General features: G+C 51.6%; 26 protein-coding genes, 1 tRNA gene and 1 pseudogene. 11 read left to right on the top strand and 17 right to left on the bottom strand.

All coding sequences use genetic code 11. The annotated features are described in order from the left end of the window. Positions 1-360: 360 nt before the first annotated feature. Positions 361-1,413, bottom strand: a complete 1,053-nt coding sequence (locus ACOJUN_RS10380) for a DUF2333 family protein (RefSeq protein WP_422136555.1) — start codon at positions 1,411-1,413, stop codon at positions 361-363. A 463-nt stretch (positions 1,414-1,876) separates the two neighbouring features. Here ACOJUN_RS10380 and ACOJUN_RS10375 point away from each other — a divergent pair. Further along, positions 1,877-1,953: transfer RNA gene (locus ACOJUN_RS10375), tRNA-Ile, on the top strand. A 91-nt stretch (positions 1,954-2,044) separates the two neighbouring features. On the opposite strand, the gene ACOJUN_RS10370 is transcribed toward ACOJUN_RS10375, so the two are convergent. After that, entirely contained in the window at positions 2,045-3,508 is a 1,464-nt protein-coding gene (locus tag ACOJUN_RS10370) for a phage major capsid protein (RefSeq protein ID WP_422136554.1), read from the bottom strand. 222 nt (positions 3,509-3,730) lie between these two features. Here ACOJUN_RS10370 and ACOJUN_RS10365 point away from each other — a divergent pair, with 222 nt between their 5' ends. Then, complete coding sequence (locus tag ACOJUN_RS10365) at positions 3,731-4,396, top strand: hypothetical protein (protein WP_422136553.1); 666 nt, start codon at positions 3,731-3,733, stop codon at positions 4,394-4,396. Here ACOJUN_RS10365 and ACOJUN_RS10360 read toward each other — a convergent pair. The 10 genes and pseudogenes from ACOJUN_RS10360 to ACOJUN_RS10315 all read right to left on the bottom strand — a co-directional run bounded on the left by ACOJUN_RS10360 (position 4,321) and on the right by ACOJUN_RS10315 (position 11,718). After that, positions 4,321-4,740: a hypothetical protein gene (locus tag ACOJUN_RS10360; RefSeq protein ID WP_422136552.1), complete on the bottom strand. Its 420-nt coding sequence runs from the start codon at positions 4,738-4,740 to the stop codon at positions 4,321-4,323. The genes ACOJUN_RS10365 and ACOJUN_RS10360 overlap by 76 nt on opposite strands. A gap of 150 nt (positions 4,741-4,890) precedes the next feature. Beyond that, positions 4,891-6,423 carry a hypothetical protein gene (locus ACOJUN_RS10355; RefSeq protein WP_422136551.1) on the bottom strand — a complete coding sequence of 511 codons (1,533 nt, stop codon included), beginning with the start codon at positions 6,421-6,423 and terminating at the stop codon, positions 4,891-4,893. A gap of 17 nt (positions 6,424-6,440) precedes the next feature. Then, the gene (locus ACOJUN_RS10350) at positions 6,441-6,668 is read right to left on the bottom strand and encodes a hypothetical protein (protein ID WP_422136550.1); all 228 of its coding nucleotides are present in this window, start codon (positions 6,666-6,668) and stop codon (positions 6,441-6,443) included. Positions 6,669-6,821: 153 nt separating this feature from the next. After that, positions 6,822-7,976: a helicase RepA family protein gene (locus ACOJUN_RS10345; protein ID WP_422136549.1), complete on the bottom strand. Its 1,155-nt coding sequence runs from the start codon at positions 7,974-7,976 to the stop codon at positions 6,822-6,824. Then, positions 7,973-8,692, bottom strand: coding sequence for a toprim domain-containing protein (locus ACOJUN_RS10340; protein WP_422136548.1), 720 nt, complete (start codon positions 8,690-8,692; stop codon positions 7,973-7,975). The genes ACOJUN_RS10345 and ACOJUN_RS10340 overlap by 4 nt, the downstream gene beginning before the upstream one ends. Positions 8,693-8,718: 26 nt before the next feature. Further along, positions 8,719-8,928, bottom strand: a pseudogene (locus ACOJUN_RS10335) (primase-helicase zinc-binding domain-containing protein); the annotation flags it as partial. Beyond that, positions 8,925-9,218: a hypothetical protein gene (locus ACOJUN_RS10330; protein WP_422136547.1), complete on the bottom strand. Its 294-nt coding sequence runs from the start codon at positions 9,216-9,218 to the stop codon at positions 8,925-8,927. The pseudogene ACOJUN_RS10335 and the gene ACOJUN_RS10330, both read right to left, overlap by 4 nt. 172 nt (positions 9,219-9,390) lie before the next feature. Continuing rightward, positions 9,391-9,588 (bottom strand): helix-turn-helix transcriptional regulator, encoded by a 198-nt coding sequence (locus ACOJUN_RS10325; RefSeq protein ID WP_422136546.1) that lies wholly within the window; start codon positions 9,586-9,588, stop codon positions 9,391-9,393. Between the two features lie 95 nt (positions 9,589-9,683). Then, positions 9,684-10,247, bottom strand: coding sequence for a hypothetical protein (locus tag ACOJUN_RS10320; protein ID WP_422136545.1), 564 nt, complete (start codon positions 10,245-10,247; stop codon positions 9,684-9,686). A gap of 79 nt (positions 10,248-10,326) precedes the next feature. Further along, positions 10,327-11,718, bottom strand: a complete 1,392-nt coding sequence (locus ACOJUN_RS10315) for a tyrosine-type recombinase/integrase (RefSeq protein WP_422136544.1) — start codon at positions 11,716-11,718, stop codon at positions 10,327-10,329. Between the two features lie 564 nt (positions 11,719-12,282). Between ACOJUN_RS10315 and ACOJUN_RS10310 the strand changes: the two genes are divergently transcribed. Further along, positions 12,283-12,696, top strand: coding sequence for a hypothetical protein (locus tag ACOJUN_RS10310; RefSeq protein WP_422136543.1), 414 nt, complete (start codon positions 12,283-12,285; stop codon positions 12,694-12,696). 64 nt (positions 12,697-12,760) lie between these two features. Here ACOJUN_RS10310 and ACOJUN_RS10305 read toward each other — a convergent pair whose 3' ends face one another. The 3 genes from ACOJUN_RS10305 to ACOJUN_RS10295 form a co-directional block, all read right to left on the bottom strand. Then, positions 12,761-12,892 carry a hypothetical protein gene (locus tag ACOJUN_RS10305; protein WP_422136542.1) on the bottom strand — a complete coding sequence of 44 codons (132 nt, stop codon included), beginning with the start codon at positions 12,890-12,892 and terminating at the stop codon, positions 12,761-12,763. A gap of 158 nt (positions 12,893-13,050) precedes the next feature. Further along, positions 13,051-15,330 carry a TonB-dependent hemoglobin/transferrin/lactoferrin family receptor gene (locus ACOJUN_RS10300; RefSeq protein ID WP_422136541.1) on the bottom strand — a complete coding sequence of 760 codons (2,280 nt, stop codon included), beginning with the start codon at positions 15,328-15,330 and terminating at the stop codon, positions 13,051-13,053. Between the two features lie 126 nt (positions 15,331-15,456). Further along, positions 15,457-16,500 carry an endonuclease/exonuclease/phosphatase family protein gene (locus tag ACOJUN_RS10295; RefSeq protein WP_422136540.1) on the bottom strand — a complete coding sequence of 348 codons (1,044 nt, stop codon included), beginning with the start codon at positions 16,498-16,500 and terminating at the stop codon, positions 15,457-15,459. A gap of 313 nt (positions 16,501-16,813) precedes the next feature. Here ACOJUN_RS10295 and ACOJUN_RS10290 point away from each other — a divergent pair, with 313 nt between their 5' ends. Further along, on the top strand, positions 16,814-17,899 hold the full coding sequence (locus ACOJUN_RS10290; protein ID WP_422136539.1) for an outer membrane beta-barrel protein: 1,086 nt from the start codon (positions 16,814-16,816) through the stop codon (positions 17,897-17,899). 48 nt (positions 17,900-17,947) lie between these two features. Here the strand turns inward: ACOJUN_RS10290 and ACOJUN_RS10285 are convergent, their stop codons facing one another. Continuing rightward, a complete protein-coding gene (locus ACOJUN_RS10285) occupies positions 17,948-18,457 on the bottom strand; it encodes a copper resistance protein NlpE (RefSeq protein ID WP_422136538.1) in 510 nt (169 codons plus the stop codon). Between the two features lie 809 nt (positions 18,458-19,266). Here ACOJUN_RS10285 and ACOJUN_RS10280 point away from each other — a divergent pair. The 7 genes from ACOJUN_RS10280 to ACOJUN_RS10250 all read left to right on the top strand — a co-directional run bounded on the left by ACOJUN_RS10280 (position 19,267) and on the right by ACOJUN_RS10250 (position 26,036). Further along, on the top strand, positions 19,267-21,318 hold the full coding sequence (locus ACOJUN_RS10280; protein WP_422136537.1) for a TonB-dependent hemoglobin/transferrin/lactoferrin family receptor: 2,052 nt from the start codon (positions 19,267-19,269) through the stop codon (positions 21,316-21,318). A gap of 122 nt (positions 21,319-21,440) precedes the next feature. Then, positions 21,441-22,133 carry an energy transducer TonB gene (locus ACOJUN_RS10275; protein WP_422136536.1) on the top strand — a complete coding sequence of 231 codons (693 nt, stop codon included), beginning with the start codon at positions 21,441-21,443 and terminating at the stop codon, positions 22,131-22,133. A 57-nt stretch (positions 22,134-22,190) separates the two neighbouring features. After that, positions 22,191-22,877, top strand: a complete 687-nt coding sequence (locus tag ACOJUN_RS10270) for a MotA/TolQ/ExbB proton channel family protein (RefSeq protein WP_422136535.1) — start codon at positions 22,191-22,193, stop codon at positions 22,875-22,877. After that, a complete protein-coding gene (locus tag ACOJUN_RS10265; RefSeq protein WP_422136534.1) occupies positions 22,874-23,302 on the top strand; it encodes an ExbD/TolR family protein in 429 nt (142 codons plus the stop codon). The genes ACOJUN_RS10270 and ACOJUN_RS10265 overlap by 4 nt, the downstream gene beginning before the upstream one ends. Beyond that, entirely contained in the window at positions 23,299-24,192 is an 894-nt protein-coding gene (locus ACOJUN_RS10260) for a heme/hemin ABC transporter substrate-binding protein (RefSeq protein ID WP_422136533.1), read from the top strand. The genes ACOJUN_RS10265 and ACOJUN_RS10260 overlap by 4 nt, the downstream gene beginning before the upstream one ends. A 21-nt stretch (positions 24,193-24,213) precedes the next feature. Further along, positions 24,214-25,263, top strand: coding sequence for a FecCD family ABC transporter permease (locus ACOJUN_RS10255; protein ID WP_422136532.1), 1,050 nt, complete (start codon positions 24,214-24,216; stop codon positions 25,261-25,263). Next, the gene (locus tag ACOJUN_RS10250; protein WP_422136531.1) at positions 25,263-26,036 is read left to right on the top strand and encodes a heme ABC transporter ATP-binding protein; all 774 of its coding nucleotides are present in this window, start codon (positions 25,263-25,265) and stop codon (positions 26,034-26,036) included. The genes ACOJUN_RS10255 and ACOJUN_RS10250 overlap by 1 nt, the downstream gene beginning before the upstream one ends. 506 nt (positions 26,037-26,542) lie before the next feature. Here ACOJUN_RS10250 and ACOJUN_RS10245 read toward each other — a convergent pair. Beyond that, positions 26,543-26,764 (bottom strand): hypothetical protein, encoded by a 222-nt coding sequence (locus tag ACOJUN_RS10245; RefSeq protein ID WP_422136530.1) that lies wholly within the window; start codon positions 26,762-26,764, stop codon positions 26,543-26,545. Positions 26,765-26,843 lie beyond the last annotated feature (79 nt).

Genomic DNA, 26,843 nt, shown 5'->3' with positions numbered 1-26,843 from the left:
AATTGTCAGTGCTAATCCTGAGCGAAGATGGCTCGGCTCAATAGCCTTGACTTTGCTCTTCATTCCTTTGAGAACTGCTCACCCTGTGAGGACAAAGCAACAATACCAAATAATCGCGGCTAGATCCCCTAACCTGATTACAAATAAATAGAATAGTCTGAGGGACATTCGAACAGGATCTAACCTACTCGAATTTTTTTATATTTACGGTGGGTATACCAGGCCCGTTATCGGGCGGCTCTTTGTGAATGCCCACCGCCCTGTCCAGGGTTTACGACGATTTTGCTAATTTTGTAGCATTTTTAGCCGCTTTGCGGCTTCAGGAAAAATTAAAAACAGAACTAACAATTCACAGTGCATCTACCCCTGCTCAAGCAGTCGGCGCAAATCGATAATGCCGGCATTGGCGCGAGAGATATAATTGGCCATGACCAGTGAATGGTTGGCCAGTATGCCAAATCCGCTACCGTTAAGAATGAATGGACTCCAGACTGTTTCCTGAGTAGCTTCCAGTTCCCGAATAATTTGCTTCAGGCTGATCGTAGCGTTCTTTTTTTCCAGTACATCGGCAAAGTCGACCTCTATCGCCTTCATTAGATGAATCAGTGCCCAGGAAGAACCACGGGCTTCGTAGAAAACATCATCGATTTTGGTCCAGGGCGTTTTCACTTCCACCAGCGTCTCTGCTTCTGTGGACTGGGAAGCTTCCGCATCCCCTGCCAGATCAGTATTAATACGCGGTTTGCCGACACTGGCACTGAGTCTTTGAGAAAGACTGCCCAGACGGGTTTCAACATCGGTCAGCCAGCGGGTCAGGTTATCGGCACGGGCGTAGAACTGGGCGGGATCCTGCTTATCGGGCAGTCGACGCATATAATTGCCCAGCTTATCGATACCACGCTGGTATTCTTTTTCACTGGAAGGAAGAATCCAACTCCTGGAATCAAAGTTAAACTGAGGCTCGGCAATGGCAAGATCGCGATCTTCCTGAGACTGGGACTGCGAACGACTCATATCTTTACGAAGAGAGCGCGCCATATCACGCACCTGAACCAACACACCCAGCTCCCAGCTTGGCATATTATCCATAAACACACCGGGAGGACCGATATCATTTCGGGTATAGCCACCGGATTTGCTCAGCAGCGTGTCCGCAATACGATAAAGCGTAGCCGTAGTCGTGTAACCCACCACAACTTCCTGGTCATTGGCCTGTGCCATCTGCTCAGTATTGGCTTTTACTGAAAAACTATCCGGTTCAATACTCCAGTAAATACCTAAAGCAGTCAGGCCAATTATCAGGACACCAACAGCAACAGCAATCATTTTGGCCCCAGGTATACCACCACTCAGGGTGCTCGTGAGACCCTCAGTTACTGAAGACAGACGCTCTTTTATCTTTTCCAGAGCCATAGATTCCTCATTGCTCCAATCTGAATCCTGTTCATTATCCTCTATTCAGTGCGGGTATTAAAGACGCAGTCATTGCACTATGTGAATGACCGCTTGGCAAAACGCCGTGAGCTCTCGCCCACTACGAGGCTATCGCAAAATTGCTGCGCTTTGCTGATAGGGCGGGAAAATGCCCCTGCCACAATCCTTCATGACCTGCCGGACTTCCATCCAACAGAGGCACTGCTTTTATTTCGACAAGACACAGCAGGCGCTGACAAAAAAGCAGGCACCAATGATGCTTCTTTTACACTTCAAGACCTGTTAAAGAACCTTTTTTGATCGATAAAAGCTTTATTAAAATCAGAGGGTTGGCGAGAGCGCCCTGATATGCTTATAATTCACCTCCACTAAGAACCAAGCCCTGAAGTCTTGTGCGTTATACGCTACCAACAGGAAAGATTACGGGGTTGGTGTCAAAATGGGGCCTTTAGCTCAGTTGGTTAGAGCATCCGACTCATAATCGGCAGGTCCTGGGTTCGAGTCCCGGAAGGCCCACCAGATACAGCAAAGCCCGTAGCGTCAGTGAACACTACGGGCTTTTTTGTGTCTACGAATCTAGGGCAGGTAAAAGGGCAGGTTTCTTACAGCACTAAGCCACCTTATCTTTCTTCCGTGATGCCGATTCAGTCGATGCCGATTCAGGCGCCGGATTCATGTTAATGATCTTCACAAACTGGTCCGGACGCTGCACCGCGACATCGCCACGCCACAGCACCCGGATGGCGATGGCGTTCTGGCTGAACAGGCTCAGTTCCTCCTGAATGCCTTCCTTGGGAATCTGCCCGGTGGTGGCGTATTCCAGCCGCAGGTTATGGCGGACACCGATGGCCAGCTGTGACCAGTCGCCGACAATGGCGGTGTGCTCATCCAGCTGGTTGGTGTCGTAGTGCATGACCTGTGACCAGCTGGCCGGTGGCATCAGCGGCTGGCCATCGGTGGCGGTCAGGGCATCCAGCAAACCGAAATTGACCGGCGCCATCATCAGCCCGCTGGGTTCGCCGTTGACCTGCCGGACCCGTGTCACGGCCTGTGAAAACGGCGCGTAACTGTCCAGGGCGGCGCTCAGGTCGATCACCTGCACGTCGGCGGTGTTCAGCACACCCACCGGCTCGATGCGCTCGGACGTTTCACTGTCGACGGCACCGGCACCGGACAGTGCCGCCTGGTCAATGCCCTCGGCCATGACGTTGCTCAGGGTCCGGGTCAGGAAGCTGTTCAGGCCGATGGCGTCCTCCAGCAATTCACGCGACAGCGTCACCAGCGCACCCAGGCTGCACGATTTCAGCACCACCGGCTCCAGGCTGATGCCGGTGCGGTGGATGTGACCCAGCTCGGGCCGCCAGGCGGCGGACGCATCGCCGGTCTGGCGTGGTACGGTCAGGGTCGCGCTGTCCATTGGCCAGACCACCGCACCCGCCGTCAGCACGCGCGACTTGTTGCGGGCCAGGTCGATCACCTCAGCCGCCAGCGGGGTCGGAATCAGCACACCGCCGGTGCCGGTGCTGGTCATCGTGCGCCGGGTCTGCTGATTGTGCTCGCCGGTCAGCCAGGCGCGGACATAGCCGCCCAGCTTCAAATCGCCCAGGTCTTCAGAACGCACAAACTTATGGCACCAGTCGCTCATGCGCTGGTCCTGGGTCAGCGGTTCGAATTCGCTCAGCTCTGAAGCCTGTCGCTGTCTGTCCAGGGTCACGGGATTTCCCAGCTCGTCCCTGATGGCTTCACCGGTTCCGGGCGGTGGCAGGTTGATCCGGGTATCGTTATCAATACAATCGGCTAACCGGTCGGCATAGTCTTTCAGCTCGCGAATTACCGATTGTCGGGCCGGGTTCATGGCATCGTCAGGGTACTTGTGAACATCGCTGGCCAACGCCAGCACGTCCTGTTTCACGACCTCCAGACAGTCCTTCAACTGTTCGGCCTGCTCCAGGGTATTGCCCAGGTCCGTGGATCGAAACTCAATCACACCGGTGCTGGCTGACCAGTAGTTTCGCAATGCGTCCAGGGATTCGGGCGCGAACTTCTCAAACAGGGTTTGGTTAGTAATCTTCATGATGAAGACTCCTGTAAATTGAAAGGGTAGTTATAGGGTAGGCGACACAGGCCATGTTCGGCTGAAAGCCCGGTATCCGGGTTTTACCTGACATTCAGGACAAACACGACAGCGTGAGGTGAGGTATGCAGGCACTGATTGAAACCAGCTACCAGGACGCGGTGAAACGCTATCAGCAAGTCAGCAACCACCGTCGTTTACCCTGTCGGTGGTATTCGAACTTTGAACGTAACAACTGGTACTTGCGCGACCGGGACGGGTACCACCTGGCGACGGTCGAACTGGGCCGGTGCCGGGTGCATCTTCCGGACGGGCAGATCATCCGGTCAGGATGACGGCGACCACCTGTCGGAAAGCCAACGGGCGATGGTGGCGGAAAAAATCGCCACGGTGAAAAACGGCGGTGACCGCAAATCCGATCAGTCTGCCAATTGGCAGACTGATCTGACCGTGTCCCAGGCCGCCGAACTGATGACCGTATCCGACCGGGCGGTGCATCATGCCCGCACCGTCCGTCGCCAGGGCATTCCACTGAATTTCGTGGTGTCGCTGAACCTGCACCGGCGGCACCTGTCGGAAAGCCAAAGGGCGATGGTGGCCAGCAAGGTGGCCAATCGACTTGTGGGACAATTCAATTCTGCAAATTTGCAGAATTGCAAAACCACTGATGAAGCCGCTGAACTATTCAATGTGTCAGAACGCAGCATCTATTCCGCCAAAACCGTCCGACGCCAGGGCATCCCCGAACTGATCGAAAAAGTCGAGGCCGGCGACGTCAAGGTGTCGGTCGCCGCCGACGTGGCGGGACGACATCAGTCAACAATCACCGGATACTGTTTTTTCATCCTGGACCGGCGCTTCATCCAGTCGTCCAGGGATTCAGTCTGACCGGCTGCTTTATCATCATCGTCCAGCGCTGCTACCCACTGGCGGACGGTGGCCGTCAGTTGCCTGAGCTGGCTGTGCTGCTGGACACGAAAACCGTCCGGGTCGGTCTGTAGCTGGTGCTTCAGCAGCGCCAGTTGGGCCAGGGTGGTTTCATCAATGCTGTCCAGCGGCGGCAGGCGTTCGGCCAGCTTGCGGTAGATCACCTTGACGTCATCCGGCAGCCAGGCCGGGATAACACGACGCTGGCGGTTGCTGGCGGCGCTGTCCCTGCGCTCGGCATGACGACAGGGCTGGTAGGTGTTTTGCAGCTGGTGCACGGCGGTGGGCTTGCGGGCTCTGGGCATGGCTAAGGATCATGACAGGAAGACAACAGGGTAAGTATAGATTCGGCGGCAGCCCTTGCGGTTCTAACAGGGAGGGCGTGTTAAATAGCTACAGCTTTTTGAACGCAGACCGCCGCCGATGCGCAAATTTTTATGCGTGCAATTTAAAAATCAGATGGCCTCCGGCTGGTCATAGGCGTCGTTGGTGATGCGATCGTTCTGCACCGACCGGATGCGCTGTTCAATCTGGTGGGCCAGCTGTTCCGGACTCTGGCCCGGCTGCTGGGTGATGTTGAAGGTCACGCGGTTGTCCTGGCTGACATTCCGGGCGGCAGGCTGCCGGGATTCGATCATCTCACGCGCCTGCTGATCGCGGTCAAAGTCCTTCAGCTGCCGGCGCATTTCCTGATAGATCGGGTTATCACCGGATTCGGCGGCGCCGGTTTCATGGGTGAAGGTATTCTTGCCCGGCTTGGGCCGACCGCCAAACCATTTCAGCACCAGGCCGGACAGGGTCGACATCGCACCGACAATCTCCGGCAGGTGCAGGGCCAGCTGGGCCAGCCCGTCGCCCAGGTTCACCAGCGTTGTGCCCATCTGTTCGCTGAACTTCTTGACTTCGTTCCGGGAATCACGGAACCAGCTCGCCAGCTCACTGGACCATTGTCGCATTTGTGGCGCCAGGTCCTTGCCGATCAGGCCATTGATTTCCCTGAACGCCTGGCCCAGGGTGAAGCTCAGTTCACGCCAGGCGGTGGTGAAGGCCTGCGCGCCCTGGACGCCTTCCTGTGTGCCGATGTACAGCGTCTCCTGGCGGGCGATCAGTTCATCAAACGGCGTTTTCAGACTGTTGATGTAGCCGACAAATTCACTGGCTTTTCCGCCCAGCAGCGCGTCCGCACCGGAGATCGCTTCCTGCCCGCCGATCTTCTGCGCCTGGCGGATGATGGCGTTGAATTGCTCATCCGGGCGCAATCGCTTCAGCCGTTCAAAATCCAGCCGCAGGATGTGCAGGGCGTCCCGGACTTCGGTGGTCTGTTCACCCAGGCCTTTGGATTCACCGAACTTGTTGTTCAGCTCCTGCACCAGGTCGCTGACGTCACTGGCCTCGCCGCCGACCTGGCTGACGATCGCGGTCCAGATGGCCATCTGTTTGGCGCTCAGTCCCGCCGCCTGGGCCAGATTCGCCTGTTCGGCACTGAGCCGGTTGGTGACGGTCAGCGCCGTCAGCCCGGCGCCGATCGCGGTCCCGCCGATCAGTGACCCGGTGACGGCCTTTTGTTTGACAAACCCGGCGCCTTGGTTCAGTCGCTTGATACTGGTGCCCAGCTTTTGCCGCACCTTCAGCGCCCGGTTGTTGCGCGCCAGCTGGCGGTTCAGCTTCGCTTCGGCCTGACCCAGGTCCCTGATGTTCAGGCCCATCCGGCGGGCGTCTTCGCTGGCGGCACTGAGCCGGGTCTCGGTCAGCCGCAGTTTGCGGGCCAGGGTGTCGGACACACTGCCGCTGGCCTTGGCTTCCTTGCGCAGCTTGTCCAGCTGGTCGGTGTAGCGGCGCACCGCGTTCAGCTGGCGCATTTCCTTGTTCAGCGCCTTTTGCTGCTGGCCCAGCTTTTCGCTGGAGTCGGTGGCGGCTTTGAAGGTCTTGACGACACTGCTGTCCAGCAGCGCGCCGACGCTGATGTTAAGGGCTAAATTTCTGGGCATGACGGGATACTCCCTTTTCAGTGCTCGGTTTCAGTCGGCTGATGGATTCTCAACGGTTCGATAAGCTCATTCAGTCGACCCTCAATGCGATCCAGTGCCAGGGTCATCAAACTGACTTCTTTGGCCAGCATCAGCCCGGCGAGATCGGACATGGTTGGGTCCATACCAAACTCCCGACTGAAGACTTCCATCAGGTGTTTTATGGACTGTTCCAGGTCATCGTTAAGGTTGGGTTTATCAGTCATAACAGGCTCCTCAATCGGCCGATTTATGAATGGTCTGTCTGATCAAAGAAACTCCTTGGCAGACAAGGGTTACAGCGGTTTTTCCTTACTCCCCACCCCACCCCACTTTACTAGGGTTTTGGGGTGGGGTGGGGAGTGTCAGAAAAGGGTGAATCAATCATCAATTAAAAAGGTGTGCATATCCCTGCGCAGGATAAAACCTTTTTCCTCAAGGGTTTTTGGTATCCGGCTCCAATGTTTGCTGGTGGTTATGTCCGCATCGATGCAGCGCTGCCGCCAGTGGACGGTTTCCACCAGGGCCTTATCAGGATTCTTGTCATGTCGTGATAAATTTTCCCGGTATTCTTTGTATATGCCCTCCAGGATATGCAGCGCGGCCTGGTAATTGGCTGACAGCCTGGGTCTTTTTGGTGGCTCTGCCGGTGCTGGCATGGCTTTGTCGGTCAGGTCAAGAACAGCACTGTTCACCGGCTGACCGTCGTCGTCCAGAATGCCCAGATCGACCGAATGCAGTTCAAATTGAATCGCGTCCGGCTCGTCCGCGTCTTTCATCTTGGTGTTCTTCAGCTCAACCAGTCTTTCATCCTTTCGAATGACATACTCGGCATCCAGGGCCGCTTTAAAGGCCGATGATCCTCTGGCCCGGTCCCGTTCATTGTGCCCGGTATGGTGAAGCAACAGCACGTGACAGCGCCAGCGGTTGCGTATGGTGTCCATATGCTGAATGAACGAACCCATATCCCTGGCGCTGTTTTCATCGCCCGCGCCAAAATTCCGGGCGACGGTATCGACCACGACCAGCCTGATCGGCGTTGCCTGAATGTCGTGCAGCTGCTCCACATCCAGGCACACTGCCAGAATGTCAGTGACCGACTGGCCATTGACTGAATGCTCACAAAGATACAGCGGGATCTGCTGCTCGTGGCTGTTATGGCGAATCTTCCAGGCGCGGGTGCGTTTCTTAAGGCCCGCGCTGCCTTCACCGGCGATGTAGACGACGCCGCCCTGGCTGACCCTGTAACCGTGCCAGTCCCTGCCGGTTGCAACGCAGCACGCCAGGTCAATGGCAGCCAGGCTTTTACAGTTGGAAGGCGGTGCGAACAGGCCGGACAGGGTGTTCAGCTCCGCGTGCTTATACACCAGCCAGTCGGGCTGTTTGACATGATTGGCGGCCTCCCACAAAGAAATGATTCTTGGCCGTCGTGGTGGCTCTTCAGGTTCTGGCTTCTGTTGCTCAAGGCGCAGCGCATGAAAAGCCAGCGCCTCATCCGGGCTAAGCTCATTTTGTAATTCATCTTGAAGACTCATGGGGTGCACTCCTGCATTAGCGAATCACAGAAGTCCTGACCGGCTCCTGTGGGCAGAACAATTTTCAGGTTGTATCGTCTGGCGACGCGCACAGCGGCCTCGATACCGGGTGGGTCATTGTCAGCAGCGATCACGATATCGCTGTCGGGATACAGACGAAGGGCGATGGCGGTCACTGCCTCCAGGTTGACCCGGCTGAAGGCTGACATGACACAGGGCTGGCAAGGTTTGCCAAGATGAATGGCCGCTCCGGTTGTCCAGCTTTCACAGATGTACAGGGTCCATGTCTGTCGCCCGAACTGATAGAAAAGCCCTTTCTTCAGTGCGCCGCTGATGGGACGCTTCTGTCCGTCCTGGTTGATTTGTTCAAGGTTCATAAGCTGCCACGCCTCATTGACCATGGGCACCAGCAAACAGTCGCCATAGTACGGGTGCTGCCACTGGCGCAGGTCGAACGGTGGCAGATGCCGGGCGACCAGGTGCGGGTGATTCGGGCTAGCCGGGTATGAATGGTTCCACCGGTACAGCGCATAAGCAGCCTTGCGCTGATGTTGCTGTGCCAGCTCCAGCTCCTTCTGCCGGGCCTGTTGTTCATGCGCACAACGCCGCTGTTCAGCTTCTTTAGAAGCCGTGTCTGTTCTTCGGTGTCCTCCTGACTCACGCCCAGCAGCCCGGCAACCCGGTTGACGGCCTCCGGAAAAGACCAGCCGTGGCACTTCATCAGCAGGTCAAAACCATCGCCGCCGCTGCAGTGACGGCAAGCCCAGTCGCCGTTATCAGCCGATTTGAAACTGTAGCGATCGTGACCGCCGCAATGCGGGCAGGCCGTGCCGGTGGACCGGGTTCGGGTATCGACCTGTAGGTCAGTTAATCCGACCAGCTGTTGCAGGATGAAGGGCCACTGCCCGAAGGCAGCACCCTTGACAGCCGCCGTGAAGTTACGATGGCTCACGCGCTGTCCTCCTGCGGTGGTTTTAATTCGCTGTCAATGTCTCCCAGGCTGAAGGCGTGTTCCAGGGCATCTTCCAGGGTGTCAAGTGCTCCGTAAGTGACCAGCTGCCTGACGCTCATCTTGATGTTTTTCTTCTGCTCCGGGTGCTCAATCAGGTGGTAATACTGATAGCGGATAATGGTCAGCTCACTGCATGCCGTGTAAATGGCGTTCAACTGTTTTTGGGTCAGCTCAACGGTGACAGAAGGTGAATAATCTCGATAACGGTTGCGAACAGCTTTGATAGTCATCCCTGCGCCCTCCGGTCAATCAACAGAACCTTAAGGCGTTCAGCTTCAGCAACAAGCGACGCAATGAATAACATCCAGACGTGGATGATATTGGCTAGAATGAAGGGTGTGCTGGATAGGGCGGCCTTCCCTGAATGCTCCTTTTTCGGGTGGGCCGTCACTTGAAAAGTCTTCATGCTTCACCCATCCTTTCCCGCTCCCACTTCAGCAGGTCCCGGATATTCCAGCGCCGCGCCCGTGGTCCGATCTTGTCGCCTTCCGGCAGTCGCCCTTGCTCAATCCAGCGGTACAGGGTGGTGGACCCGATGCCATAGCGTGAACAGACCTGCTTATAGGTCAGGTATTGCCGACTGTAATCTTTCTGGTGCATAACAGGTTGCCTCAGTAATAAAAGACAACCGACAGTTAAGACGAAGATGCTTAAAAAAAACTGCATATGCAGAAAATAGTGGGTATATGCAGAAATTAATTGAATGGCTTAAAGGCTTCTTTTATCAATTGTTCAGCCCTGCCTGGTGTACCAGGGTCTATCTCCTGTAGTAATTCCCTTAACGCTTGGGTTTTAATTGACCCATCATCCGACAGGATTTTTCTGTCTTTGAAATGACCGGGTTTTGGTTGACCCTGTTCGTATCTGGCGACTAACAAACACAACGCTTTTATTAACTTCAAAAAGGCAGTTCTGCTCTTGCCGGTAAGCTCACCCGGTGTATTGGATGACTTAGCTTTAGCGTTGGCGGGTGATAGTACTGGCGCTTCAGGCTGCCAGTTCTCAGCATCCTCTTTGCTGATATAGACGTCATCATCCAAACTTAATACATACGGCGGTGGTTCTTCTGTCCGTGTTCGCTTCAATAGCCCGGCTTCGACCTGTTCAATCAGTTGCATCAGATACGCTTCAGCCTGATAACAGCCGGGCAATTGCCGTTTTACGGCGCACCGGACACTATCCAGGCACGTCATCGGATCAATACCGGCTTTCATCAAAGCCACTTCATCAAGGCTATAATCTTTCCTGTCTGGTGTCATAGCACTGCCCTGCTGTTATCCAGATACAAAAAGGGCACGGTGTCGCTGGCCGTGCCCTTACCTTTCAGCAGTATAGTTTTTAATGTCCCTTGATTTGCCGGTAGTGTTCAAGGTCTACCAAAGTGTCAGATGCTTTACCACTGATAATCTTTTGAAGGCAGTCATCGTATATCATCGCGGCATCCCATTTTTCTTCAAGCCGGTCATCGTGATCATAGTGTTTTGATTCTACGCTGCCGTCTTCTCTGGACTGTAAAAGATAGCGTTGCTCCTTGGGTATTCTTAATCGGGTTAGCAGGCCTGTTGCAGTGGTTCTTAAATCTTTCTGTGTCCAGGTGTCTGGCACTTCCCTGTTCTTTTCTTTCAACTGCTTACTTCGCCAGTCATTATAAGCACGCAAGAAATTAGCCACATTGTCTGTTCGAATCGGTGTTTTACCGGATGTGCTGAAAGGCCATGAATAATCACCCGATACTGACTTGACCTGCTCTAATATATCCAAGGCTGTTGGCGTTAATGGAATAATGCGTTTTTTGGGTGTACCGTGCTTCCCTTTGAAATCAGTAAATCTTAATGTCTTCATCCGAAAATCAATATCTGACCATTTGACATCATTCAACTGCTCCGGACGATTGCCAAAACAGGCCAGGCAGAACCGAACAAAAAGACCATAAACAGGCGACCATGATGACTTGCCCTGATGAACATTTATCCACATATCATAAATTTCATCATCTGACAGACGACGATCTCTGACCCGCTCATAATCAGCTTGTTTTGGTACAGCCATGACTGGATTGAAATCTATGTTAAAGCGCTTACCGTGTTCTGTTAGTTGCCGTGGATTGTGATCAGCTTTCATCCCATAATTAAAAGCCGTCATCAAGTATGAGCGGACGCGGTTGCAGGTTGTAGTAATGCCCTGTTCCATCATTTTACGAATAATCGCTACAATATCGTCCGGTGTTATGTCTCGGGCTTTAGCTTTGGCCAGCTTGGGAAAAGCCTCAAGACAATATAGATTCAATGCATTACGTACTGTTTTGACGGACTTAAGACCTTTAATCTCCATATCTGAAAGATAACTGGTGCATAGGTCTTCTAAAGTACCATAAGAAGATTCTATCTCAGCCTGACGCCTTTTTTCTTCGGCCTGCTGTTGCCGGTCAGCTTCCTGCTGTTCAAGATATTCTTTCAAGTCCTGGGGGCTGATTTGCTGGCGCAGGGTGGCCAGCTCAGTCGCCTTTTCCCTGATTTCTTTCAGACTAAGTCCTGAAGCTTTGGTCCGGGGTGGTGAATAACTGCCAATAGGCACCATTGCCTTTTGCTTACCTCGCCAGTAGCGATAGAACGCCTGATAGCTTTTACCTCTTTTGCGAATCATGAAGGCTCCGCGACCACGGCCTAAGGATTCTGTTTTGTAACTGTCTTCTGACAAGTTTTTTACTTCAAGGTCCGTTAGATTACTCATAACCTGCCCTCCCAATCAGGGCAGGCAAAGGGGCAGGTAAGGGGCAGGGTTGTAACGGGATAAGATACGGGTACAAAAAAACACTTATAGAATAAAACATAGCGGTATATCTTAATAATCAAGGACTTAGGAATTATAAGCGAATCCCCATAAAATACCATAAGGCTTTGTACTTTCGTCTCATAATCGGCAGGTCCTGGGTTCGAGTCCCGGAAGGCCCACCAGATACAGCAAAGCCCGTAGCGTCAGTGAACACTACGGGCTTTTTTGTGTCTCGTTTATTGTGCCTACTAATGCACCTACTTTGTGTCGGACTGTAACGGTATTAAAAAGTGAGTGTGTAAGTAAATCTCCAGAGCCCTTAAAGGCAGTGACCGCCGCCCCAGTTGACATCCTCCCCGCCGTAAAGAGGGTGTTGCAAAAGCACACTAAAGGCTCTGCACAAGTGCAGAGTCTCTTAGAGATTGCAATCTCCTGTGCATGACGGCCCTCGGGGAGGACTTAAGCCCGATGCCTAAGCAATGCGGGGACATTTGAACTATAAAAATGAGAGGGAATAAGAAAATGAAAAAGCTATTTTTTTCTACATCAGTCTTACTGGCTCTATTGCTGTCTGGCTGTGATCGTGATGCCCAACTCGCATCCAGGAATCTATCGAAAGCAGCGGATCAATTTGAAATTGATCGTAGAGTTGTTTTTTACAATGGCATTACAGGCGACTATATGCTTTCGCTCGAGGGCAAGTGTTCAATCAAAGACAGCAACAGGCAGCTAGAGGTCACCTGTAAGACGGGTCCCAATGAATTTAAAAAGCACTTCTTGGGGTTGTCCGATAATGTCACATACTTCGCTGAACAGACGAACGGTGTTGGTGTGAGTGTTTATCACAACCGAATCATCTGGAAGCCACAAAGTATCATGCCGAATATTGATATTAACGGTTCTACTGATGACCTGATGGAGAGTATGACAAAGTAGACTAACCCATAGAGCTGACGGGCAGCGTAGCTGTCTCCGTCAAGCGAGTTGCCAGGCGGCGTGGCTATTTACGAAGGTGGTTTACGATGATGGCGAGAGTTTCTTCTATTTTGTCAAAATGTTTGCAGTTCTCAGACTGGTAAGCCTCGATCTTGTGGTCTTGCTGATCAAAACGTTTTTCTACCTGAGCGAACATGGGCCGGTTCTCTCGATGATCGTTGGACGGTTTTATGCGCTTCTATTCAATGATGAGTGGCGGCAACATTCGCAACATAATGGTGTGTTTTAAAGGAAGTTTTCAGGTTGAGGCAAGGAATGGGTTCCCAAGGGAACCAGAGTTGTGACACAGCCTGGTCATATCTCCCACTTCACACTGACAGAAAAGTTCCTGCCGGTCTGGGTATAACGGTTAAGGCCCTTATAGGTGTCAGAAAGACCGCGTACATCATCCCACTTCCAGTATTTCTTGTCAGTAATGTTGAAAATACCGGCAGTGAGAATCACGTCTTTAATGGGCTTACAATAAGTGGTCATATCTACAAGACCATAGCCAGGTGTTGCAAACTGTTCGCCCCCTGCTTCACTCTCGTCTGAAGCAATATCGCTTTTAGAGATATCGTCTTTATCTTTCGCGGCGACCAGAGTCCACATCATTTCCCCGCCCCAGTTGTCATCGGGTGAATCATAGGCCAGTCCAATAACAGCGGTGAGCGGAGCAATACTGTTTAAAGGATCGTCTTTAAATAATTCTCCCTTATCATTGGAGAAAGTACCCTGACCTTTACTCCAGGCAACCGCTGTCTTAAAACTTGTTCCAATGGGCGCCCCTATGGCTTCATCCAGCCAGAGTTGGCCCTTGAACTCAAGACCCTTGATGGTTGTGTCATCCAGATTCTGATACTGGTACTGAACATCTCTCCCAACTGTTCCAAGGGGAACCATTTCAATAAAGTCGTCATACCGATTATAAAATGCAGTGATTTCTGCACTTCCAAGTCGCCCGTTCGCTCTCAATCCTACTTCAATAGAGTCACTTTTCTCGGGCTCCAGATCGGGATTAGGCATGACATGAATGTTCATTGAACCGACAGGTACGATTTCTTCAAAGTACATCGCAAATAAATCAGGTGTGCCAAAGCCCTGGCTGTATTGTACAAACCCTGAAAATACGTCTGTGAACTTGTAAACAGCGCCCAGTTTTCCAGACCAACTGTCGTATGATTTGTCTTTATATGCTTTTTTATAGTATTGATCCGTTTCAGTTTCTGGTGAAAAACTGTCATAACGAATGCCTGGTGTCACGGTCAGACGATCGTCCAGCAGGGTTATTTCATCCTGAAGATAGATACCCGAAGATTCAACGGTCGCCAGCGGCGCATAACGACTAATGTCATTCTCTTCACCAGCTGGATTTTTGACGTATGTGGTCTTGTTCAGGTTATTCTGCTCTTTTCTTCCCAGCTCCAGTCCATAGCTGATAAGGTGATCGGAGGATTTGAAGTCAAGCCATTTGGTCATCTTCAGATCCAGCTGCCAGCTGGTTTCCCTGTAGATGTAATCCTTGTTTCTCGCCTGGGTTTTCCATTTCGAAGGGCCCGGGACCTCGACCAGCATTTCATCGTAGGTAATCTGATTAGTCTCGGTTTCCTGCCAGTTCAGGGTCCACTTAAGCGTATCGAAAACCGGTATGAACGCTTCCCACTCATGAAACACGCCAAGGCGTTGACGTTTTGTTGAGTCCTCTGCTTCAAATTTGCTGTAAGGAGAAGGGTTTCCAGTGGGCTGTACACCGACCATTGACAATAAATCAGTGTCAGAGTGAAGCTCCCGCCACTCAACTGTCAGCCCCATACGATGATCGTCGTTCAATTGGTACTGTAACTTGCCCAGTACGTTATTGACACTAATATCCTTGGGGTCGGCTTCTTCCCTGGCCTCACCCTTCACATCGGCACCACCATGGGTCCGGGTTTCTTTGGCATCGCGACGGGTATAAATCAGCAGGCTTTCCAGATCATCACTGCGATTAGCAAACGTTGCTGTTTCAGTAAAGGCACTGTCAGCAGAGGAGTATCCCCCCTTCAGTGATGCGTTGGCGTCATTACCTTCGGGATGAAGAAAGTCTGCCGGGTCTTTGGTGACAAAAGCAACAACACCGCCAATAGCATCGCTACCATGTACGGTCGATGCCGGACCTTTTAAGACTTCAACGACCTTGATGGTTTCGAGGTCAATAAAATTTCGCTGGGAACGCAAAAACATTTTGGTGGAATCAAAGGCTTTGGCCTGATCCACTCCGTCTACAGTAATCTTGACCCGGTTGGCATCCATCCCACGAATATTGAAGCTGCCCGCACCGGTTCTGCCATCATTTGTGACCCTGACCCCCGGCTCGTAACGAACCAGGTCATCAATGTCATTGACCATTCTCTTTTCAATGTCATCCGCCGTGGTGACATCCACGCTGCTGGCCACCGAATCGAGATTCTGTTCAGTCAGTGTCGCTGATACAGTCACCTGGTCCAGCAGAGTGGGTTGTATAGACGGCAAAGCTTCTTCAGCCTTGACTGTGACATTTGCTACTGCCATGACGGCCAGGGCCAGATGTGTTTTTTGAATCGCAGGTAGGCTCATTGTTTAACAGCAATTCCTGAAGTTCGGGCGTCAATGCGATTGTTACAGCGTCTCCCGAGTCAGTGACCGAGTATGACGAACAGGACTGATAATTGAGAGATCAGTCAGGTTAATCCTGAAAATAAATCAGTTCTTCTGCAATCTGAACTCCGCCACTAAAGGCACATGATCCGAGAGCATTTCAGCTTTTTGGACCACTCTGGCCTTCACTAGATCCAGCTTTGCTGAGTAAAAGAGATAATCCAGCGTCCGATCCAGACCCAGATCCTGACGGGTTCGACTAGTGAACCACCGTTGCCTTTCCTCTCCAGAAGCCTGTTGAGGCGTTGGAACAACCGGAAACCTGTCGGTCAGTACGGATAACTCGGAGTCTTTCTGATACCAGAACTGCTCGGAGTCATCGAGGTGCTCATACTGTCCCTGCGGAATCAAATTGAAATCCCCTCCGGTAATCCACAGGGAGTCGGCCCCCATCCGGTCCAGCCGCTCAGCCAATTGCTTTACCTGCCTTTGCATAATATCCAGCCCTTGGGCAAAAGCATCCAGATGCGTGTTAATCACCGTCAGTGACCCGGCTCCCAGGTTGATTTCGGTCTCCAGCAGGGCCCGTTGAGTGGTCGCAGGATAAAGAGACTGATCAGGTATGGCAGGAAGGTCATGCCTGACGACACTGTCAATAGCAAACCGGGATAAGGTCAGCAGGTTCACTCCACCCGGCTCTTTCCGGACATTCGGTGAGGCCCGTTCGTTCAAATAACTATAAGCGGTGAAGGCACTGCAATGAAACCTTACAGGCAGGGCGTCTTTCAACCACTGGATCTGGTTCATCCTGACTCTGGGGTCTACGTCGACTTCCTGAAGCAGAAGGATATCAGGGTTCTCTTCTTCAATCAGGTCTGCTACCTGATGAAAAACAGACAATTGCTTGTCAAGAGCCAGAGCTTCGAGTTGCTGCGGGGGCTTCCATAGTTCATAGATGCCTCCGGCCATAAACTGCACATTCCAGGTCATCACTTTGATGGATTGACCGGCTTCAAGCTTTTCCGGTGTTCCGGTGCATTGAACAGAGGGTTTGGCAAAAGCAGAACCGGCTGCCAGCCCCAGCTTGAGTAACACAGTGATCAACAATAACCACGAATGAAAAGAAGTGGTCTTCAAATCTGAAGGCATAGTTCCACCCTGACTGGATAAACGTCAGATCGGCCAGAGTCTGCTCTCAACCAGCTTCTCATTGCCGACCATGGATACCCAGTATAGACCGCAGTTTTCTGCGGCTCTTACAATTTCTTTTTGACTATCGCGTTTATACAGAACTTCAGTACAGGTTGAACGACCTGCTTTTGGATAAAGGCATTACAATATTACAAAGTCTATGTCGTCTAATATGGGTAGAAATCTCATTTAACGCCACAAAGACATTTAACAGATGCACATTAAATAGGTACACTTCGCCTACATCCCAACGACACCAAGGAATGTAGCCGTGTATAAAAAACGACAGTTACTGGCTTTTGTAATTTCCACCGGATTGGCCGCTTCGGTTTATGCTGACGAAGGACGCTGGTATATCAACCCTGCGATTGGTCTTCAGAATTTTGATTCTGATCGCAATCTGGACGATGCCACCACACTGACTCTGGGGGGTGAATATCGCTTTAACGACCAATGGGCCACAGAACTGAGATTTCTCGACAGCAATGCTGACAGCAGAATTGGGGATACCGATGTCAACCAGTATTACCTGGATGCTCTCTACTACTTCAAACCCATGACAGCCAGGTGGCAACCTTTTGCCATTCTGGGTGTGGGCCACGGGGAATTTGAAGGCAAGCTCAATGACTCTCAGGAAACACAGGCCAACGCCGGTGTTGGTGTTCGCTATGCCATTAACGAAAACTGGTCGCTGCGCGGGGATGTTCGTGGCATCCACGGAGCCGACGACAGCACCTGGGACAGTCTGGTCAACGTCGGAATCAGTTATGCCTTCGGTGGAAGTTCAGCTCCTGCCCCGGCGCCTGTTGAAGCAGATAGCGACCAGGACGGTGTACCTGACAGTCGTGATAATTGCCCAAATACACCAGCCGGTGCGACGGTTGATGCCAGTGGCTGTGCACTGGACAGCGATAAAGACGGTGTTCCGGATTATATGGATCAGTGCCCGAATACTCCCGAAGGCCGCAAAGTCGACGACAATGGCTGCAAAATCGCACTGATAAAAGACATCAGCATGAAGCTCAGCGTCAATTTTGCTACCAACTCTGCCGTGGTAACCGGCGAGATTGATAACGTCGACGAAGTGGTTCAGTTCCTGAAAGCCTACCCTGAAGTACCTGTGGAGATTGGAGGTTACACCGACAACAGAGGTGCTGAGGAATACAACAAAAACTTGTCACAGCGTCGTGCAGATGCAGTTCGCAACATTCTCATCAATGATTATGGTATTGCAGGCGACAGCATCACAGCCGTTGGTTACGGCGAAGATCAGCCTGCTGCCAGCAATGAAACAGCTGAAGGACGTGCCGCCAACCGCCGGGTTGAAGCCACTCTGAAGCATAAGATCGAGCAGTAGTTCTGGCGAGGAGAGTTCATTCGAACTCTCCTTTGCCAAGTGTCACCATCAGGGCATCTTTTTCAGATTGTAGCGTGAAGCTAAATCACCCGTTGCCTTCTCGCCGTTCACATCCAGTTTCATAAGCATGTTTTCACCAACGAAGTATTGGTTTGGACCTGACTCGTCAACCAAGGTGACGACGTTGCCCGATTTGTTCCAGGTGAATTTACCTCCAGATTTGATTGGGTCGCCTTCTTTGCCTTCATACAACTCAACCAGTGAGTAGGTGCCGTCTTCATTGAGTGTCAGCGTTGTGTCGATGCCTGCACAATCTGCACAGGGAAGTTTACCTTCGTAAATGCCAATCCAATTCAGAGCGTTTTGCGCGTTTTGACCAGAATCGACAAAAGTATCGGTGTTGGTCAGCTGCTCTTCTTCGATTGGAGCTACATCAATTGCGTTTTTCTGATGTGTTGCCTGAGGACCGTCAACCGCACTTGTCTCCGGCGGTTTCTCATCCTGACAGCCCACTGTGATGATCACCACACCAGTTAGCGCCAGTAGTGTCTTTTTCATTTCACACCTCTTTGACAAGGCAAGGAGTGTCACTAAAGCCTATTCGCCAAGCGAAAATCATGTTGGAACAGGCCTCATTTGACTTTAGAACCCATTAGAAAAGGACGCTAGTGGAATAAAATTCACTAGCCAGTCCAGTAGTACCTGCTCACGGAAAAAATATGTATCAAACCCCCAGAAAACATCACCCGTGTTCGTTGAAAATCTAATCCCGTGGATAAAAATTCCAGTGGGCCGATCCAGCCAATCAAACCTGTTACAAAAATTTATTTGCTGCTGATGATGTATTGGATAATTGCCCCAGACCAGATAGGAAGGACTGAAATATGTTGCTCGTACAACAACTCCAAACACTGGCGGAACGAGAGTTACAAACATACCGAGACCTTTGCGAGATTTGCACAGTGTATAAGCTACCACTTTAGATGCAAGACAGAATAAGGCAACCGAAAACCAGCAGCCTGTCGAACTTAAGCGTCCACCTGGACGGGGTCGCCCAGACGGGGTCGCCCAGACGGGGTCGCCCAGACGGGGTCGCCCAGACGGACGCTTAAGTCCGACAGACTCCCGGCAGGAAGCAAAGCAGAATGAAAATTACAAACCTGTAAAAAAAAACCTACAGAGCAACCAAAAATATCACAATCGCAAAAACCAATTTCTTTATACAAATGATAATGATTTGCGTTTAGGTTGTGTTTTGCATATTATCCTGCAACATCATCACAAGCGCTTCGGGGTATTCAGAACACTGCGCTTGTGTGATTGATCCCTATAAAGAATCCTCTAATAGCAGTACACGTAGGCCAACAATGACGTTTACCAAAAGTAGACTGGCAATTGCTGTCATGGCAGTGTCTTCCGGTTTTGTTTACGCAGACAGCACACCTCAGACCAATGCAACCCTTCTCAATCAGGTGACAGTCACTGCCACCCGATCTGAAAAAGACATCACCGATGTAGCCCAGACGATTGAAGTCGTAGACCAGTATCAGATCCAGCAGGAACAACCTGAGTCTGTGGCTCAAGCCGTCCAGTCTCTGCCAAACGTATCCGTCAGTGGTGGCCCGCGCACTAGCTCCCAGAACATTAATATTCGCGGTCTGGAAGGCACTCGTGTTCTTCAGATCACCGATGGTGCCCGCCAAAACTTCTCCAACGGCCACCGTGGTAGTTATTTCACAGACCCGGAACTGCTGAAATCTATTGAGGTGGTTAAGGGTCCATCCAGTAACCTGTGGGGTTCAGGTGCTATCGGCGGTGTCGTTGTGCAAAACACCAAATCCGCAGAAGAAATGCTGGAACCCGGTGAAACTTTGGGTGGCTATGTATCCCAAGGCTTCCACAGTAACAATAATGAATCCCGCACCAGCGGCTCGCTTTATGGTGTGAATGACAACTTCGACTGGTTGCTCAATGGCTACTATAACGACGGTGGTAACTATGAAACAGGGACCAGCGGCGAAGGGAATGGAGACGAGGTTGAGAACTCCGGCTCCCGCGAACAGGGTGGTATGGCCAAACTGGGCTGGCAGCTGAATGACGACAGTCGTCTTGAGTTTAAAGCTCAGCAGGCTCAAACCAATGCCAAAGTTCCCAGCAATCCCGCAACGGCTGTAGATACGGACTCCCCATTGATTATTCAAGAGTCCACCAACACCAACCTGTCTGCTGCTTATCTTTTTAATCCTGACAGCGTTTTGGTGGACAGCAAGTTCCAGCTGTTTTACACCGATACTGAATTTGATGAGTATCGTATTGAAGACGAGCAGACTGATAATACCCGATACAAGACATTGGGTGCAGCGTTTACCAACGTATCAAAGCTGACTCATTTAGATTTAACCTATGGTCTTGATGCCTACAAAAACACCATTGAAACAGTTCGTGATGACTTCGGAAATGAAGGTAATCGCCCGGAAAATCTCGATGGCGAGTCCACCACTGCAGGTGCTTTTGTTCAGGCAGATGTTCCTTTGGCAGAGGCATGGACTTTGCAAACCGGGGTTCGATATGACCGCTTTGAGACCAAGGACAACCGTCCTGACTCCGACATTGAAGACAAGAAACAGTCTGACAACGCAGTCTCCCCTTCTGTTGCCCTGATCTGGGACACCACTGATTGGCTGACTCTGACTGCCAGTTACAATGAAGCCTTCCGCGCACCGAATATGGAAGAAATGTTCTCTACAGGAACTCACTTTGCAACGCCAGTTGGCACCAACAGGTTCGTACCCAACCCGAACCTCAAACCTGAAGAAGCGAAGAATAAGGAAATTTCAGCCCGGATGAATTTTGCTGGCCTTCTGAGTGATGATGAACTGACCATCACAGCCAACGTCTTCCAGAACGATGTGGATAACTTCATTACCCAGTTCGTTTATGATCCAAACATCTTTGGTGTTCCAACCAAAACAACCTGGAAGAATGTTGATGAAGCTCAATTGAAGGGCTTTGAGTTGGCCGGCCAGTATCGTTACCAGGATATCCAGCTCGGCCTGTCCTACGGCCAGACCCGTGGCGAAGATAAAAAGACGGGTGAATATCTGGATAACATACCGGCCGACAAAGTGGTTGCAGATGCTGCCTACCTGATGCTGCAGGGTGACCTGAAAATTGGTTCACGGTACACCTATGTCAGTGCTCAGGAAGATATTCGTTCCGATTACGACGGCCAGTCCTCATACGACAGCTACGATCTGGTCGACCTTTACGCTAGTTATGAGCCAACTACCGGCGCTTTGAAAGGCATCAAGACCGATCTGACAGTCAACAACCTGATGAACGAGTACTACATTTCTGCCTGGGAAACACTCTACGAGCCGGGTCGCAATATCAAGCTGAACGTGCGCTATATGTTCTGACTTTTAACCCTGTGACGGTTACTGCAGCGCACCCAATAAATGCGAATTATTATCATTTGACTTATTGAATACGTCTTAAAGTTGCAGTAATCTTCACTCGCCAATGCACAAGTAAACCGATTATGTCTCGAACGCTGCTACTCACATTGATCATCTCCATTTCCGTACATATGGCAGCGGCTATCTACCATGGTCAGCAGGAAGTTGAGCAGACTAAAGTGGCTCAGGGCAGCATCAGGGCTCCCATCAGAATGACCTTTTCTTCAGTGCAGCAGGCTGCTCCCCAGCCGGAGCCTGTCAGGGATACCCCCAAACCTGTCGAGAAAAAACCAACGCCCATCAAGAAACCAGAGCCAAAGAAAAACGTCGTCAAGATAGCGGAACCAGAGCCGCAACCTGAAAAGCCCGAAGTTAAAAAAGAACCTGAGCCAGAAAAGGTGGTCGAGAAAAAACCGGAACCGCCCAAAAAAGAAGCAGAGACTCAGGTAGTCAAAACCGCCACAGAAAAGAGTGAAGCAGAAGGTCTCAGCAACGAGCCTGTTTTCGTCTCCAGACCTGCTATTCGCAAGTCCGTCCCTCCCAAATACCCGCGCACTGCGCAACGAAGAAACCAGCAGGGCGTCGTTATGCTGGAAGTCCTGATAGATATTGAAGGCCATGCAATGAGCATAAAAGTGCTGGAGTCGTCCGGTTTCAGGCTACTCGACCGGTCGGCTATTGCAGCGGTTGAAGACTGGGAGTTCGAACCCCAGAAGCGTAACAACCGGCTGGTGGCTTCCCGGGTCCATATTCCCGTGGCATTCCAACTGAATTAACAGCCTCTGGCTCACCCAAAATAGAAGATTTTGAAGATAAAAAACAGGTATTAATTGATGTTACTGGAACAGATCTCTTCCCTGGGACTCATGGGCTGGCCCCTGATCATTATCTCCTGCATCAGTCTGGCTCTTATCCTGGAAAGACTGATCACTTTTACGCTGCTGCCCAGCCTCAATAAAAAAAGCATGAATACCCTGCTCAATGAAGTTCGCGGCTGCTCCCACTGCAATAATAGCCAGAACAAACTCTGCAAAAACCTTGTTGCCGGAAAAGGTGTTCGCAAGGGTATCGCTATTCTGTTGAGCCACAATGACTGCGAAAAAGAGATGCGTGAAGAAGTAGCAGGCCTCTGGCTCCTGAAACAAAAAAACACCCTTCATGCCTGGCTGAAACCACTGATGCTGATTGGTATTCTGGCACCTATGTTGGGACTACTGGGCACCGTTCTTGGCCTTATTGGTATGTTCCAGGGAATTTCTGAAGTACAGGGCCCGGTAACACCGGATATTCTGGCTGGCGGCCTCTGGGAAGCGATGTTCACCACCGCCTTTGGTCTGATGGTGGCCATTCCATCCCTGGCAGCCGCTCACGGTTTTGGCATCTGGGCCAATCACTATGTGTCCAAACTGGAGTTTGCCCTGAACCATGCCAACCTGCTGCTGGAAGGCCTGAAAATGAACGACGATGGCATTGCCCTTAATCAGGAAACCGGCACCTGTCCTGAGGCCGTTCCAGCATGATTCGTATTTCCGATAGTGACGAAACAAACGCCTCTTTTTCCGCAGCGGATCTGACACCGCTGCTGGATGTTGTCTTTATTGTCATGGTTTTCCTTCTGTTCACAGCCAATGTGCAAACCCTGAGTCTGCCTGTGAATCTGCCTGAAGCCAGCCGTGAAGAAGCTGCCCTGACTGAGGAGCCTGAAACACTGACCGTAAGTATTCTGGCAAATGGTCAGCCCTGGGCACTGGCAGAGAATAAATACGACAGTTTTAAAGTGTTTAGTCAGGCGCTGCTGGCCCGCGTCAAGCAAGCGCCTGACACCACGGTCCTGATCGCGGGTGATCAGGAAGCACCTCTGGGTAACCTGGTTGAGCTAATGATGTTTTTAAGTGAGCACGAAATCACTGCCGCACAAGTCCTTATGGAGGAGAAAAGTCCATGAACACAGTGCCTGGAAAGAAGCTTCTGGCCTCTCTGGCAATGGCTTTCCTGCTGCCAGTGTCTCTCTTCACAACGGCAGCAGTGACCAACGCCCAGAACAACCGTTCAGCAGAGGAGAAACGTATTGTTTCTGCCGGCAGTGGTATTACTGAAATCATTTACGCACTGGGTGCTGGTGACCAGCTGGTAGCAGTGGATCTCACCAGTAACTACCCTCCTCAGGTTAACAAACTGCCCAAACTCGGCTATCACAAGCAGCTCTCTGCCGAAGGTATTCTGGCACTGAAGCCTGACATGCTCATTGGCACAGACGACATGGGTCCAAAAACCACCATCACTCAACTGGAAATGGCGGGTCTGGAAGTTGAATCCTACGCCACCGACAACTCTGCCGAAAGCATTCACAAGCGAATACATTCGTTGGCGAAATTGCTGGATAAAGAGAAAGAAGGCGACGCTCTCTGGCAATCCATCGAGAACGACCTGAAAGCCTCACAGCAACTGGCCGAAGGCAAAGATAAACCCAGAGTCCTGTTCCTGCTGGCCATGGAAGGCAGAAACCCCTCCGTTTCCGGTGCCGGTACCGAAGCCAATGCCCTGATCAAGCTGGCCGGTGGTTTTAATCCTGCAGAAGCTCAGTTCAACAGCTATAAACCTCTTTCCAATGAATCGCTGTTGACCCTCGCTCCTGATGTGATTATCTATTCGGATCGTGGTCGTGGCCTCACCATGGAACAGTTGTTCGACAGCCAGCCTGTTTTGAAACAGACGCCTGCGGGTAAAAATGCCCGTGTTATTCCCGTAGACGGTCGATTACTGCTGGGAGGTCTGGGTCCCAGAACCGGAGAAACAGCTTTGAGTCTGGCCAAGGCCTTTTATCCGGAATCCTGATCACCGTCACTGAGAACAACAATGAACCCTAGTCGTAAATCGGCACTGTTGCTGATAATGCTGGCCTTGGCCCTGCCAACTGTCATGGTGCTGTCCGTGGGCACCGGTCCGGTGGCCATTGCCCCTCTGGATATTATCTGCATTTTCCTGGATAGACTGGGCATCACTGACAGTCAGGTATCCGACCAGACACGTCTGATCGTAGAATCCATCCGCCTGCCAAGAACACTGATGGGTATCATGATTGGCGGCTCTCTGGCCATTGCCGGTGCTGCCATGCAGGGCTTGTTCAGAAACCCGCTGGCTGATCCCAGTATCATCGGTGTATCCAGCGGCGCGGCCCTTGGAGCGGGTATCGGTATTGTTTTAGGATCGGCGCTTTTCGCAGGATTCTCCAGCCCACTGCTTATGGATTACAGCGTTTCACTGCTGGCTTTTGGCGGCGGCGTTCTTACGACCTGGATCGTTTATAAAATGGGTACCACCAGCAACGGCACCTCTGTCGCTACCATGCTGCTGGCCGGTGTGGCGATCTCTGCACTGGCAGGCGCAGGTATGGGAATCCTGAATTACATTGCTGACGATGCCACTCTCAGAAGCCTGACCTTCTGGCAAATGGGCAGCATAGGTGGTGCCAACTGGAACTCGGTCCTGCTCTGTTTCACCCTTTTAGGTCCAGTTATTTTCTTGCTGTGTCGTTACGGACTGGTTCTCAATGCCATGTTGCTAGGCGAATCCGAAGCCCGACATCTGGGCATTGATGTTCAGAAAACCAAGCTTAAATTGATCCTGGTGACGGCCATGGCGGTCGGTGTCTCTGTATCGGTCGCCGGTATCATTGGCTTTGTCGGACTGGTAGTCCCCCATCTGATTCGTTTGCTGGCAGGACCTGATCACAAAACACTGTTACCTGCCTCAGCCATGCTGGGGGGTACCCTGTTGCTGGCAGCCGATATGATCGCCAGAACCGCTGTCGCTCCCGCTGAACTGCCCATTGGTATTGTCACCGCCCTGATGGGTGCTCCGTTCTTCATGTCCCTGCTATGGCAGCAACGCAAAAGGATCGCCTGATGAGTTGTCTCAAGGTTGAAAATGCCACAGTGCAGATTGCTGAAAAGAGACTGCTTGATGACGTCAGTCTTACAGTCGCTCCCGGTGAAATAGTCACAGTTCTGGGCCCTAACGGGGCTGGTAAAAGCACCCTGATGAAAGTCATCAGTGGAGAGCAAAAGCCTTCTTCAGGAAAGGTACTGTTAAATGACAGAACTGATTGGGGACTGCAACAACAAGCTCTTATGCTGGGCGTGTTACCTCAGTCTTCCTCACTGAGCTTTCCTTTCACGGTTGCAGAAGTGGTTATTCTGGGACGCATTCCCTGTGCTACAGACCGGACAGAAAATCTGGCCATCGTTGAGGCGGCACTGACAGAAGTCGATGGTCTGCATCTGAGAGATCGTCGGTACACCACCCTTTCCGGTGGTGAACGACAGAGGGTTCATATGGCCAGAGTGTTGGCCCAGATCTGGGACGAACCGGATTTTGGCAAACGCTACCTGTTGCTGGACGAACCCACTTCAGCACTGGATCCGGCTCATCAGCAACTGACTCTGAAAATGGCCCGCAAGCAGGCTGAGAAAGGTGTAGGTGTAATGGTTATTCTGCACGATCTTAATCTGGCAGCCCGTTACTCAGACCGTCTGATGATTCTAAAAGAAGGGGCTATAGCAGCCCAGGGAACACCCCATGAAGTGTTGACCGCAGAAACGTTACAGGCTGTGTTTGATGTGGATGTTACGATTTCGGAGCATCCAGCTCATGGCTGTCCTTTGGTTATCAATAATTAATCTCTGTTGGGATCTTTTCACAATTTCTCATCCCCCTCGAACGCCAGGATGAGAAATTGGTTCCTTTAATTTTATACCTACGCAAGTGACACTCCCCGCCTTGTCAGGCGAGGCTTCTGACTTCACAGGCTACAGCCAGCCTATAGCGACTGGACTTACACAGAAGCCTCCATCAGCAGTGACCGGGTGCCCCTCGGTTATTTATTGGTCTTTTGTTTGATTTGCCGCAGCCTTAACGGGTCACTCAGGTATGGGCTCGTCTGGTTCTTCAAGGGCGGTTGAGCAGTTGTCTCTGCCTTAATTTTTTGTTAACAGTGCTTGGTTTTCGTCACCGTGAGTCTCTGCATAGAGACAGACCGATGGAAAATATAACCAACCACGTACAAATACTCAACCGCAACGCTCTGCGTTCCCGTCTTATATCCCCGCCCGATTGAGGGTGTCGCAAAAGCCCAACAACTCGTTCCCACGCTGTGAGGGTGTCGCAAAACTTCAACAGCTCGTCCTCACGCTCTGAAGTCGTAATTCCCGCGAGGGCGGGAATCCAGCGCCAACGGTGGATCTCTGCCTTCTCGGGGATGACAAGGCCAGGGGGACAACGGGCAGTATGGTTTTGGTGGAGAGTCAGTGTGGATTCCCGCCTTCGCGGGAATGACGAGAATGAAGCCGGGAATGACGAGAATGAAGCCGGGAATGACGAGAATGAAGCTGGCAATGACGGGAGTCAACGCGTTCCCACGCCGGAGAGAGTTTTGCGACACCCTCGATTGGGCGAGGGTTTACGACGATTTTGCTAAAAATAAGCGT

Source organism: Endozoicomonas sp. ALD040, from assembly GCF_049275945.1.
In the GTDB taxonomy this organism is placed as follows: domain Bacteria; phylum Pseudomonadota; class Gammaproteobacteria; order Pseudomonadales; family Endozoicomonadaceae; genus Endozoicomonas_A.
The sequence above is the reverse complement of the archived record's forward strand: the minus strand, read 5'-3'. Positions and strand labels throughout refer to the sequence as shown.

What these genes read in the sequence shown, in the direction of transcription:
- ACOJUN_RS10255 (WP_422136532.1), top strand. Translation starts at nt 24,214, where the DNA reads ATGAACCCTAGTCGTAAATCGGCACTGTTGCTGATAATGCTGGCCTTG.
- ACOJUN_RS10280 (WP_422136537.1), top strand. Translation starts at nt 19,267, where the DNA reads ATGACGTTTACCAAAAGTAGACTGGCAATTGCTGTCATGGCAGTGTCT.
- ACOJUN_RS10380 (WP_422136555.1), bottom strand. Translation starts at nt 1,413, where the DNA reads ATGGCTCTGGAAAAGATAAAAGAGCGTCTGTCTTCAGTAACTGAGGGT.
- ACOJUN_RS10370 (WP_422136554.1), bottom strand. Translation starts at nt 3,508, where the DNA reads ATGAAGATTACTAACCAAACCCTGTTTGAGAAGTTCGCGCCCGAATCC.
- ACOJUN_RS10345 (WP_422136549.1), bottom strand. Translation starts at nt 7,976, where the DNA reads ATGAGTCTTCAAGATGAATTACAAAATGAGCTTAGCCCGGATGAGGCG.
- ACOJUN_RS10360 (WP_422136552.1), bottom strand. Translation starts at nt 4,740, where the DNA reads ATGCCCAGAGCCCGCAAGCCCACCGCCGTGCACCAGCTGCAAAACACC.
- ACOJUN_RS10305 (WP_422136542.1), bottom strand. Translation starts at nt 12,892, where the DNA reads ATGTTCGCTCAGGTAGAAAAACGTTTTGATCAGCAAGACCACAAGATC.
- ACOJUN_RS10250 (WP_422136531.1), top strand. Translation starts at nt 25,263, where the DNA reads ATGAGTTGTCTCAAGGTTGAAAATGCCACAGTGCAGATTGCTGAAAAG.
- ACOJUN_RS10285 (WP_422136538.1), bottom strand. Translation starts at nt 18,457, where the DNA reads ATGAAAAAGACACTACTGGCGCTAACTGGTGTGGTGATCATCACAGTG.
- ACOJUN_RS10300 (WP_422136541.1), bottom strand. Translation starts at nt 15,330, where the DNA reads ATGAGCCTACCTGCGATTCAAAAAACACATCTGGCCCTGGCCGTCATG.
- ACOJUN_RS10265 (WP_422136534.1), top strand. Translation starts at nt 22,874, where the DNA reads ATGATTCGTATTTCCGATAGTGACGAAACAAACGCCTCTTTTTCCGCA.
- ACOJUN_RS10355 (WP_422136551.1), bottom strand. Translation starts at nt 6,423, where the DNA reads ATGCCCAGAAATTTAGCCCTTAACATCAGCGTCGGCGCGCTGCTGGAC.
- ACOJUN_RS10325 (WP_422136546.1), bottom strand. Translation starts at nt 9,588, where the DNA reads ATGCACCAGAAAGATTACAGTCGGCAATACCTGACCTATAAGCAGGTC.
- ACOJUN_RS10260 (WP_422136533.1), top strand. Translation starts at nt 23,299, where the DNA reads ATGAACACAGTGCCTGGAAAGAAGCTTCTGGCCTCTCTGGCAATGGCT.
- ACOJUN_RS10330 (WP_422136547.1), bottom strand. Translation starts at nt 9,218, where the DNA reads ATGACTATCAAAGCTGTTCGCAACCGTTATCGAGATTATTCACCTTCT.
- ACOJUN_RS10350 (WP_422136550.1), bottom strand. Translation starts at nt 6,668, where the DNA reads ATGACTGATAAACCCAACCTTAACGATGACCTGGAACAGTCCATAAAA.
- ACOJUN_RS10270 (WP_422136535.1), top strand. Translation starts at nt 22,191, where the DNA reads ATGTTACTGGAACAGATCTCTTCCCTGGGACTCATGGGCTGGCCCCTG.
- ACOJUN_RS10315 (WP_422136544.1), bottom strand. Translation starts at nt 11,718, where the DNA reads ATGAGTAATCTAACGGACCTTGAAGTAAAAAACTTGTCAGAAGACAGT.
- ACOJUN_RS10295 (WP_422136540.1), bottom strand. Translation starts at nt 16,500, where the DNA reads ATGCCTTCAGATTTGAAGACCACTTCTTTTCATTCGTGGTTATTGTTG.
- ACOJUN_RS10275 (WP_422136536.1), top strand. Translation starts at nt 21,441, where the DNA reads ATGTCTCGAACGCTGCTACTCACATTGATCATCTCCATTTCCGTACAT.
- ACOJUN_RS10310 (WP_422136543.1), top strand. Translation starts at nt 12,283, where the DNA reads ATGAAAAAGCTATTTTTTTCTACATCAGTCTTACTGGCTCTATTGCTG.
- ACOJUN_RS10320 (WP_422136545.1), bottom strand. Translation starts at nt 10,247, where the DNA reads ATGACACCAGACAGGAAAGATTATAGCCTTGATGAAGTGGCTTTGATG.